This window comes from Cobetia sp. SIMBA_158 (assembly GCF_046566945.1).
In the GTDB taxonomy this organism is placed as follows: domain Bacteria; phylum Pseudomonadota; class Gammaproteobacteria; order Pseudomonadales; family Halomonadaceae; genus Cobetia; species Cobetia amphilecti.
Genome location: NZ_JAWJYL010000021.1, coordinates 1 through 9,477, shown reverse-complemented (window position 1 = coordinate 9,477; position 9,477 = coordinate 1). Strand labels below are relative to the sequence as shown.

Genomic DNA, 9,477 nt, shown 5'->3' with positions numbered 1-9,477 from the left:
CTGAGTTCTGAGTATGACATGAGCGCAATACCTTACAGGGAAACTCAGGTGTTGCACTCAGAATCTGCGGCCAAGGGTTATTACATAATAATTCATCAACCCCACGCACTCGGACTTTCACCATGTCGTCGAGGTCAACCAACCGGCATGCCCCCTCAACCTCACCCTCCTTAACTGTACTGTCCTGTCCAGCCGGCGCTGCCCCGGCTCGCCCCCTAGCCTATCAACTGATCTTGACATCACACCGAGGCAGAGACTCATCCGATCGCTGCCACAACAGTATAATGAAGACAATATCTTGTCTGGCATAAGAGATCACCGCGATATAGACCCCATTTAAAACCATAAATAACGCAATAATAGACAATGAAATTATGTCGACTTTATTTCCCTTGACGCACCGTGTTGCATTACACTGTTGACCAAACCTCTCCCCCCCCAACCTCTTTCACCAGACCCCTGAACGCGGAAATTTCCGGCCAGCCCGATGGGCTTGACCTCCAGATCACACCGTTTTCACAACCTGTTGATAGTCATCAGAAAATGGACAAGTTTTGCTGAATGACAAGAAATGCTGACCCCTAGAATGGCTTATCATATGACAACAAAGTGCGATTTCGCACCTATTGCCCTACAGCAAGTGATTGATTTAATTAAGCACATAAGATAATTGGGAATATTTCATGGCCCGCTCCCGGTAGAGACTCATGCCTTACTCTGAGACTCTATTTTTAATTGTAAGCCTAATGCCGCTGCAACCTTTGAAATAGTATCAAAGCTGGGATATCCCTCGCCAGACAGGGCTTTATAAGCCCCTTGCTTGGTTAGCCCTGCCTTTTTAGCAACGTCGATCATGCTACGAGCACGAGCAACATCACCGAAGGCGGACATGATGATGCTGGTATTTCCCGTTCCCATAGCTTCGTTAAGATAATATACAATATCCTCTTCATCCTTTAGATATTCAGCAGCATCAAATAACTTAACTTTACTCACTTTCATTTTTTTGCTCACCCCACTGCATGGTAAGCTCTTTAGCCCGCTTAATATCTTTCTTTTGGATATCTTTAGCCCCTCCGCGCAGGAGGACGATTATTACCTTACCATCTTCAATAAAGTACAAGCGATAACCAGGTCCGTAATGGATGCGTGCTTCTGAGACGCTATCACCAACACTTATGACGTCACCAAGGTTCCCCGCTTCCATGTCAACTGAAGTTGACCATTCTTGAGTAGTCAACCTCAGCTGGCTATCTATATTACACTTTTCCAGACAATCTTTCTAAATGGGTAGTGTCTCCGTAGTTCTTCCTTTTACACACCCAATTTTCCAATTGTGCGTCAATTACCCAACATAGAATACAGTTTGCCACCATTAAACCAATAAATGTCGCCGTCGGATATGTTAATTTTAATCCAGTAGAGGTAAACCAAGCCAGTCCAATACCGAACATTATCATAAAGATAGCACCCGTTGTAAACCTTATCCACAATAAATAAGTAAAGTAGCTTAGTCCATGACGCCTCAATAAACTATCAATATCGATGCGGTCGTAATAGTTCAATACAACAAGCTTTGGTCCATCAAAACCAGCTGTCTGTGAGATTTTAAATCGAGATGAGTTACTTGCGCTAGTTGTTTCACGAGTCAGTATCACGCCTGAGGCTTCAGTATACTTCTCAACATTTAGTTCACAAAAACAATCAGCCTCAGGCGGCATGATCAGTTGACAATTACCAATGAAGTAAAATGACGCGGTGGGACCATTAGGATGACGAATGTCGACCTTTCTAAGCGGCCCTTGTACTAGGGCTCTTTCTTTATGCAGGATATACTTACAGGTACGTGAAGTATTTATCAGAACCTTCCCAAAGAAAGCAATAAGACAAATGATCAGTGAGCTCCCAATGACCTGGCCATCCAATCGTCTGGCATCGAATAACATGAATAACTCAAAGGCTACACTCCCCAAAATAAGAAAAATACCTGCGAAGAATAAGAAATACGCTGCTAGATTCGTATTTCTATGCGCTTTTACAGCATAGTGCATCTCACGGAAACTCAGCAATTCATTATGCATTTCATCCATCTTGCGCCTTCCATAATATTTTAAAGGTATCGTATTTATAATATCGGCTTCATGAGAAAGCCGTTGATGACCTGAGCAGGTTGCCATAGTGCCCGGCATGGTCACGCCATTTATCGCCGATAATGTTACATATTTTGGACCGGGAGTGAGTTGCCTCCCTTCCATTCACTTGCCACCCGCTTGCTATTTACTATCTCTTCTGGCGTCAAGGACTTCTTGTGGAGGTTGCTATTTATCGCGGCATCACCAGATCCACGATTTGCAGCAAGAATCGAAAGCGTATAGGCTGTCGCTTGACTTGTTTTGACTCCTCTACCCTCTGAATACATCAAGCTGAGATTAAACAGAGCTGTAGCAACACCTTGCTTGGCAGCACGTTCATACCATATCAAGGCATGACTATCACTTTGCGCTATTTCAACTCCATCATCATACATGAAGCCAAGATAAAACTGAGCAATAGCGTTCCCCTGCTTTGCCGCCGATTTGAACAATCGAAGGGCTTTGCTTCCAGCTTGTTGACTATCGCCGTTGATGCCGGCTCTTTCAAAATGAAAAATACCTAATTCAGTTTGAGACTTTGGCTCATTTTGTTCTGCTGCATGTCGAAACCATGCCAGGGCTTTAGTGATATCTGGTTCAGTACCTTGGCCATTTTTATACATGATACCGATGTTATATTGAGCAAGTAGATGGCCTTTCTCTGCAGCCGAATGGAACCATTCAAGAGCAACCACATAGTCTTTCTCTACTGCGATACCAGAATAGTAGGCGTTACCGACAGTAAACATTGCCTGAGCATCACCGTTTTGGGCAGCCCGTTTATACCACTTTAGCGCGAGTTCTTGGTTTTCCGGAAGACCTTTTCCTCGCTCATAGACCACAGCGAGGTTGAACTGTGCCACTGGGTCACCTTGGTCAGCGGCTGAACGATACCATTTAACGGCCTCAGTAATATTAGGCTCAACGCCCAAGCCAAATTCATACATTTCGCCAACAGTTGCCTGAGATTGAATATGTCCATTATCTCCTGCGAGACGAAGCCATTTCATGGCTTGGGGATAGTTCTGGTGAACTCCCACTCCATGATAATACAGCATGCCAAGATTGACTTGCCCATACGTATTACCTTGTTCAGCAGCTCGCTGATACCACTGGAATGCCTCGGTACTATCTTGAGCGACACCTTGGCCTGTGTCATATGCGAAACCAACTTCACTCTGGGCTTCGGCATTACCATGGTCCGCAGCTCGTTTTGACCAGTGAAACGCCTTTGTTTGATCTTTCGGTATTCCAAACCCACTGGTATACATTTGCGCGAGTAGATTTTGCGCATCCGCATCCGCATCCGCATGCTCTGCTGACCGGCTAGCCCACTTGAAGGCTTCGGCTTCATTCTGTTCTACGCCAATGCCATGATAGAACATATATGCCAATACATATTGTGCAGTAGCATATCCCTGATCTGCGGCTTTCTCATAGAGCTCATAAGCTTTCTTATAGTCCTGGGCAACACCAATTCCATTGCCATACATATTCGCAAGACTGAACTGGGCTTCAGCATTGCCGTCTGCTGCAAGTGGCTGCCAACGCTCTATTGCGAGAGAATACTTCTTCGCATCGAAGGCTTGCAGACCTTTTTCATAGGATTGCGCGAGTGTGGGAACCGAATATAGAAGAGCTCCAACAATAGCAATATTTCGAATAAATCGATACATGGAAATAATTCCTTTTTATAAATAATTTAATGCGACGCGATATCTACAAAATTTTCCTTCCCGACAGGCGGTCTAAGTGTGAGATCGAACGATAATTATTATTGGTTCCGAAAATTCCATCTAATCTATTTTCAAATATCACAATTAAGGCAGGTATGACGACAAGGACAAATATAAGAAGTGCTGTTGACCACCATAGAAAAGGTCCTGAAAATATAAACCATACCGTCGCAGCGGTAAGCGGGAACATCCACAAGCATTTTTTATTATACTCGATCCAATATCTATCTTTGAAATAGTTTAATCCGTAATTCTCCAACAATGCACTTATGTTAATTGTGTCACTGTAATTTAGTACAATCAATGAATTGTTAGCATAATTCCCATGTGAGGCATCATTTTTATTCTCAAAAAGCCCTAATAATTTTTTATTCTTTACCGGATGAATCATGACCCCATCAATAGTGACGTATGAATCGAGCGCTGAGTAACATAGTTGTTCTCCATCCGTTGGCCAAAGAATCTGCGTATTATCTACGTAGAATAGCTCCACATTAGGCCGATCCGGAAGATATATAGTTTTACGTGTCAATATCCCAGTAATTGTGGTTTTCTGCTTACACAAATTTGCTTTACCTGCGAAGGCAAAAAGTAAGAAGATAGCACCAAATACTGCGGTGAGCGCTACAGCCGGATAACCTACCCAAGCGAATAAAGTAGAACGATGCATAAGTAAGGCTGTTATTACAGCCAGACCAATACTTATTGCGATTGCCGCAACTCCCATAATTAGCACAACGGTTCGTGACTTGTAGATCTTTTTCAGCCACATGCGGGCATAATGCATCTCACGATAATCCAACAGTTCGCCGTTCGACTCTGTCATTCTTCTCCACCTTTACTAGACTTTTTGGTATGCAACTACATTCACTTTATTAGTGATTTATTGTACTATCTGGGGCTGAATGTCGGAAGCTCTAAACTACACCTCTATCAGAGAAATGCGTCATGCCCGAAAAAATACTTTCCAAAGCCTCTGCTGAGGATTTACCTGCCACGGTAAAAATAACGCTCCCCGAGAAGAATGAGTTTTATATGATGATCTACTTTATCGGATATTCCATTCTTGCCATCGGTATTGGCATTTTCTTCTTCGGCCCCGACGAAGTGACTTATAATGTGCTACTTGGGCCCACATTCGAACAGATCCTGCTGGCTAACGGACTCACTGTCGCCACGCTGGGGTTGGCGATCTGTGGCCTGGCCGGGGCGCTCAAGAAAAAGAGTCTCGAGAACTACCTGATAGCCACCATGGCCAAGACAATCGATGCACTGGACTTTGATGACGAGGACGTGCCCGAGGGTTACGAGCTGTCGATGGTGTGGCTGGATGAATGCACCTTCCGTGTCGCGTTTGTCGAGAAGGATGAGGTGCTCGATGCCATGTTGGGGAGTGCCTCATGAGCAACCCCACACAGCGTAAGGTGAAGAAAACTCCCAATCCGATCCTGGTCTGGTCTGGCGTGTTTCTCCTCGTAGGTGCCTTCTGGCATCATTTCGCCAATACAGACCCGACACCGTCACGTATTTTGGCAGTGCTTGGGATTGTCATCATGTATATCGGGTTTCATGCGAAGCCTGGGAAAACTCCCGATGAGGCGAGTACGGCCAACCAGGAGAATGCTCCGGAAACCCCTCCAGCCGCGGGCACTGGCACGGATACGGACACGAAGGCGGGCCCTGGCTCTGCAACGACAAATGACGGCTCAACACTGAAAGATAAAGAAGCTATCAAAGAGACGATCGAGCTAAGATGTAACTGTATTATAGCTGGTCAGGTAATAGCAGCTATGATACTGGCCATGGGATTAAGTTCCAATAGCAATAATATGTACAATACAATCGTACTGGTGATAGTCTCGGGCTTTGGCTACCTTGGACTCTCACTTGTCGGTAATGGTTACTTGATCAGTAAATCGCATATTCATTATGCCTATGCGATTATTGGGGTCTTGGGCTACTTCGCGACGCCCTTCGTCTTTATGCTTGGGTAATAATCCATGTCATTGGCAAACTCCCTCATTCAACACATGAGGGAGTTATCTGAGCTGATATCAACCCAACACCAACATCATCCCATCTGAAATAGCACGGTAGAGTCCTGATAGCCAAAGTACCGGTAAAAACAAGAACGGCATGATTAGCGGAATCAAGATGATGGCCATAGGAGTGATAATCAGGAATCCCGTGACTCCCCAATCCGCTCTCTTCTTCACCAGGGCCTTGGTCGCCTCGCTCTTATCAGAAAACAATTTCGCAGACCAGTGCTGATAAATCCTATGCTGGACATAAAACAGGACGACAAACAGCGGAACACACACCGCTTGTACCCAGTAAGGGAATATTGTCTGCCAGATACTCCGGATATCAATGAATACCGCCAACATCGGAATGATATGTACAGGGATCATGAAAGCAACAATGGCTTGGAACAATAATCGACCAATGGAAGCATCAACTTGGGTAGGCCACTGCTCGCGTGTCATTCTCGCCACGATGTAAGCGGCAAATCCCAGCAGGGGCCCGACAAGCATATAGTTTGAATGACCTCTAGCATCAAACCACACCGTCCTGCCATAATTTTCCAGCAAGTAGATGACCACCATTCCCGCCCATATCAACATGAACTTGATCAAGGACGTCTTATGGGGCAGCTGCCTGATGCGAGAATAAAAGAAGAAAACTGCTGCCAGGACAAGAGAAGGGATAATCAGTGTTGTGAAATCAAAATCCGGCTCAGGAAAGGGCGCTGAGGAGTGACCTGAACTTCCGTAGTGGGAGAAGCTGCTATGGCTGCTGGAGCGGGAAGAGAAAGCCAATGGGAGAGTCCTTGTGCGAGATGCCCACCACTGGCCCGGACAAGGTCAACGTGGTGAGCATGGAGAAGTCTGCGGAAATTTAGCCGTTGCGTTGCTCGAGGCACTGATCTGCCAGGCCATCTGCCTTCTGGTTCAGCATGGCTTTTGTGATCTCCGCTACCTTGGCCTCGCCGTCAGCCTCGAATTCATCCAGCTTCTCGAAGAGCATCTTGCATTTGGCGTCCTGCGTTGGCTGCCCCTTGATCGCCATCATGGTAAACGCCGCTGCCATTTTCTCTTGCTCAGTTGCCGGGGCCGGCGCGTTTACCACCCAGATATAGATACCACCTATTATCACGACCGCTGTAATGAGGATGGTCAATAATACTTTCTTCATGAGGTACACATTCCTTGTCATACGTATTCGGCCATCCCTTGACCCACTGCCCATGCCATAAGCCGCTACCCACTGCTGTCAGCATCCGCTGCTGCGCGTCTGCCAACACGCTCAGGTTCCTTATCGTCAGGGCATTACCACTTCCACACGAGGGCGCCACATCGAGGCGTCATGGCGCGGAGTGCCAAGGAAGGACATAGAGTGGAGCACCCGCCCTGCCCGATGAGGATCTGGCAGAGGCGAGTGCCGTGGCGAGGGTACAGATTCGGAGGAAGAAGTTCGCCCCTATAGGGGTTGCGATGATCAAACCTCAGCGTTGCGTGATTTATATCGTGTGATCCTGGAACCAGACGAATGTGACGAGTGCTGGCCGGCCTCAACGGGTCAAGATCCGCCGGAGGTTGGTGACACCTTCCCTGAGAGCCGTTCGATATGAGTCGTCGATCCATAATCATTATGCTTGTCCAGCCATTGATCTATTTTCTCATCATAGGCGACCAACACCCATATAAGGCCCAACACTGAAACAATAAAGCCTCCAACACCGACAGTTAGAAATAGCAGGGTTGTCTGGATGCCTATTGCTAAATACATGAATATTGAAAATAATAGAACGATCAGCACGCCAAGGGAAAAATATTTTTTCACATTAGTCTTGAATCGTCTCTCGAAGTAATCGACTCCATAATTTCCAAGCAGTCGGCTTATATCGATGCCCTTCTGATAATTCAGAACAATCAGCATAGTCCCGCCTAGATTCAGTATTGTTCTCAATCGTCCAGCCGGAATGAAAGACAAATTCAAGGTGCTGTCAATATTAATCATGGCCCCTGAAAGAAATACCTGGCGCCCGACATCCTGTTCACGGATAAGTCCTGCTTCCATGGGCCAGAGTATCTGGCAGTTGTCTATATAATAGGATTCCGAATCAGGTCCATTCGAGTTCCTGATGGTGATTTTCTTAAGCACCCCTGTGACAGTCTGTCTCGTCTTATTTAATCGTAGTTTCCTGGACCACATCACGAGAGTCATAAAAGCAAACACTGCTTCAAACAACAGAAATACTGAAACGATAATGGCGCCTGCTAGATCATAGTGATGTACTTGTTGGTCAATTAGCCATATCAAGGCACCAAACGTTGCGAGTATTATCGGCCCAATAATCAATATCACTGTTCGTTGCTTATCTTGCGACCTTGTCATCTTGGCAGCATACGCTAACTCCCGATGATCCAGAAACTCATCCTGCGGATCAGTCATAGTAACATCCCTGTCTATCAACTTACGTGTGTTGAGCATGTAAACCACTGAGCCTTTCGACTCAGTGGATTTTAACCATTTGACGGATATTCGATTATGACCCACTTGTTATAGGCATCTTTCCTGAAAGGCGCTCAGTATGGGATGATGAACCATAATCAGCATGCTTATCGAGCCACTGATCAAGATTTTTTTGATTTGTCAGCATAAGGACAGTAAGGAATGCCGAAGAGCCAAACGCAAAAATGAAGCCAGACTCTACGTCGTAACCATGCCATATCAGATAGCCGAAAAACACAAAGATAAGAGTAATCAGAGCACCGAGCGCTGAATATTTCTTCAGATTGATTTTAAAGCGACGCTGAAAGTAGTCTTTTCCGTAATTTTCGAGCAACTTACTTATATGAATGTCCTTTTTATAATCTAATACTATTAGCAGTGAACTCCCCGGCTTCAGCATTCGCCCTGTTTCGCCAGTCGGAAGAAACGACAGGTCAACTGCGCTAGTCACATCAATTCTGGCACCAGAAATGGAAGTCTCGTGCCCGACATCCTGGTCGCGTATATCCCCTGCCTCCATTGGCCAGAGGATTTGGCAGTCATCAATGAAGTAAGTTTCCTTGTTTGCGCCATTTTGATTTTCAGAGATGAATTTTTCCAGTTCCCCCGTCACGGTTTGTCTCTGCTTATTCAACTGGAGTTTTCTCGACCAGCCAAACACTGTCATCAGGACACCGCTTACCACAAGCACCAGTAGAGTTAAGTCCATTATAAGAGTTGTAAGAGACTCAAGATACATGTGTGTATGAATGAACCATATAAATACCGCACTGACTACGGTAGTGATAACGCCCCAGATTGCGAGTGCTCTCAGTTTCCTTCCCTGTGACTTCGTCATCTTCATTGCATAATAAAGCTCTCGATGATCCAAGTGCTCATCCTGAGATTCAAACATCCTACAAACTCCTGATTTTTGAATATTTCATGTCTGACCCTAGACGCTGCAATCGCCCCTAAGGATACGACAAGGCATGTTTCGCTTTATACCAATCAAGGCCACCCACGTAGTGAATGACCCGGCGGATGCAGGCTCTGAGTGCAACACCCTATTGAATTGAGGGTGGTGCTTCATTGTGCTTTGCCATCAGTTCATT

The 9,477-nt window shown here is 45.7% G+C and carries 11 protein-coding genes; 2 read left to right on the top strand and 9 right to left on the bottom strand.

Features of this window, described 5'->3' with window-relative positions:
• Positions 1-705 precede the first annotated feature (705 nt).
• Genes R2R70_RS18645 through R2R70_RS18625 form a run of 5 tightly spaced genes read right to left on the bottom strand, consistent with a single transcriptional unit; the run spans position 706 to position 4,694 of the window.
• A complete protein-coding gene (locus R2R70_RS18645; RefSeq protein WP_410978703.1) occupies positions 706-1,002 on the bottom strand; it encodes an addiction module antidote protein in 297 nt (98 codons plus the stop codon).
• Complete coding sequence (locus R2R70_RS18640; RefSeq protein WP_410978702.1) at positions 989-1,240, bottom strand: type II toxin-antitoxin system RelE/ParE family toxin; 252 nt, start codon at positions 1,238-1,240, stop codon at positions 989-991. Before R2R70_RS18640 ends, R2R70_RS18645 begins: the two co-directional genes overlap by 14 nt.
• A gap of 19 nt (positions 1,241-1,259) precedes the next feature.
• Positions 1,260-2,255: a hypothetical protein gene (locus tag R2R70_RS18635; RefSeq protein WP_410978701.1), complete on the bottom strand. Its 996-nt coding sequence runs from the start codon at positions 2,253-2,255 to the stop codon at positions 1,260-1,262.
• Positions 2,216-3,808 (bottom strand): SEL1-like repeat protein, encoded by a 1,593-nt coding sequence (locus R2R70_RS18630; RefSeq protein ID WP_410978700.1) that lies wholly within the window; start codon positions 3,806-3,808, stop codon positions 2,216-2,218. Before R2R70_RS18630 ends, R2R70_RS18635 begins: the two co-directional genes overlap by 40 nt.
• 43 nt (positions 3,809-3,851) lie before the next feature.
• Positions 3,852-4,694: a hypothetical protein gene (locus R2R70_RS18625; RefSeq protein ID WP_410978699.1), complete on the bottom strand. Its 843-nt coding sequence runs from the start codon at positions 4,692-4,694 to the stop codon at positions 3,852-3,854.
• 122 nt (positions 4,695-4,816) lie between these two features.
• Between R2R70_RS18625 and R2R70_RS18620 the strand changes: the two genes are divergently transcribed.
• The gene (locus tag R2R70_RS18620) at positions 4,817-5,272 is read left to right on the top strand and encodes a hypothetical protein (protein WP_410978698.1); all 456 of its coding nucleotides are present in this window, start codon (positions 4,817-4,819) and stop codon (positions 5,270-5,272) included.
• Positions 5,269-5,862, top strand: a complete 594-nt coding sequence (locus R2R70_RS18615; protein WP_410978697.1) for a hypothetical protein — start codon at positions 5,269-5,271, stop codon at positions 5,860-5,862. Before R2R70_RS18620 ends, R2R70_RS18615 begins: the two co-directional genes overlap by 4 nt.
• Positions 5,863-5,922: 60 nt before the next feature.
• Here R2R70_RS18615 and R2R70_RS18610 read toward each other — a convergent pair whose 3' ends face one another.
• From R2R70_RS18610 to R2R70_RS18595, 4 genes are all read right to left on the bottom strand, one after another.
• Entirely contained in the window at positions 5,923-6,687 is a 765-nt protein-coding gene (locus tag R2R70_RS18610) for a hypothetical protein (protein WP_410978696.1), read from the bottom strand.
• Positions 6,688-6,766: 79 nt separating this feature from the next.
• On the bottom strand, positions 6,767-7,063 hold the full coding sequence (locus tag R2R70_RS18605) for a hypothetical protein (RefSeq protein WP_410978695.1): 297 nt from the start codon (positions 7,061-7,063) through the stop codon (positions 6,767-6,769).
• 384 nt (positions 7,064-7,447) lie between these two features.
• Complete coding sequence (locus tag R2R70_RS18600) at positions 7,448-8,323, bottom strand: hypothetical protein (RefSeq protein WP_410978694.1); 876 nt, start codon at positions 8,321-8,323, stop codon at positions 7,448-7,450.
• 94 nt (positions 8,324-8,417) lie between these two features.
• On the bottom strand, positions 8,418-9,278 hold the full coding sequence (locus tag R2R70_RS18595; protein WP_410978693.1) for a hypothetical protein: 861 nt from the start codon (positions 9,276-9,278) through the stop codon (positions 8,418-8,420).
• Positions 9,279-9,477: the final 199 nt, after the last annotated feature.

Bases quoted from the DNA above. Each gene is read 5' to 3' on its own strand.
- R2R70_RS18600 (WP_410978694.1), bottom strand. From the start codon at position 8,323: ATGACTGATCCGCAGGATGAGTTTCTGGATCATCGGGAGTTAGCGTAT.
- R2R70_RS18615 (WP_410978697.1), top strand. From the start codon at position 5,269: ATGAGCAACCCCACACAGCGTAAGGTGAAGAAAACTCCCAATCCGATC.
- R2R70_RS18620 (WP_410978698.1), top strand. From the start codon at position 4,817: ATGCCCGAAAAAATACTTTCCAAAGCCTCTGCTGAGGATTTACCTGCC.
- R2R70_RS18605 (WP_410978695.1), bottom strand. From the start codon at position 7,063: ATGAAGAAAGTATTATTGACCATCCTCATTACAGCGGTCGTGATAATA.
- R2R70_RS18645 (WP_410978703.1), bottom strand. From the start codon at position 1,002: ATGAAAGTGAGTAAAGTTAAGTTATTTGATGCTGCTGAATATCTAAAG.
- R2R70_RS18630 (WP_410978700.1), bottom strand. From the start codon at position 3,808: ATGTATCGATTTATTCGAAATATTGCTATTGTTGGAGCTCTTCTATAT.
- R2R70_RS18595 (WP_410978693.1), bottom strand. From the start codon at position 9,278: ATGTTTGAATCTCAGGATGAGCACTTGGATCATCGAGAGCTTTATTAT.
- R2R70_RS18625 (WP_410978699.1), bottom strand. From the start codon at position 4,694: ATGACAGAGTCGAACGGCGAACTGTTGGATTATCGTGAGATGCATTAT.
- R2R70_RS18635 (WP_410978701.1), bottom strand. From the start codon at position 2,255: ATGGAAGGGAGGCAACTCACTCCCGGTCCAAAATATGTAACATTATCG.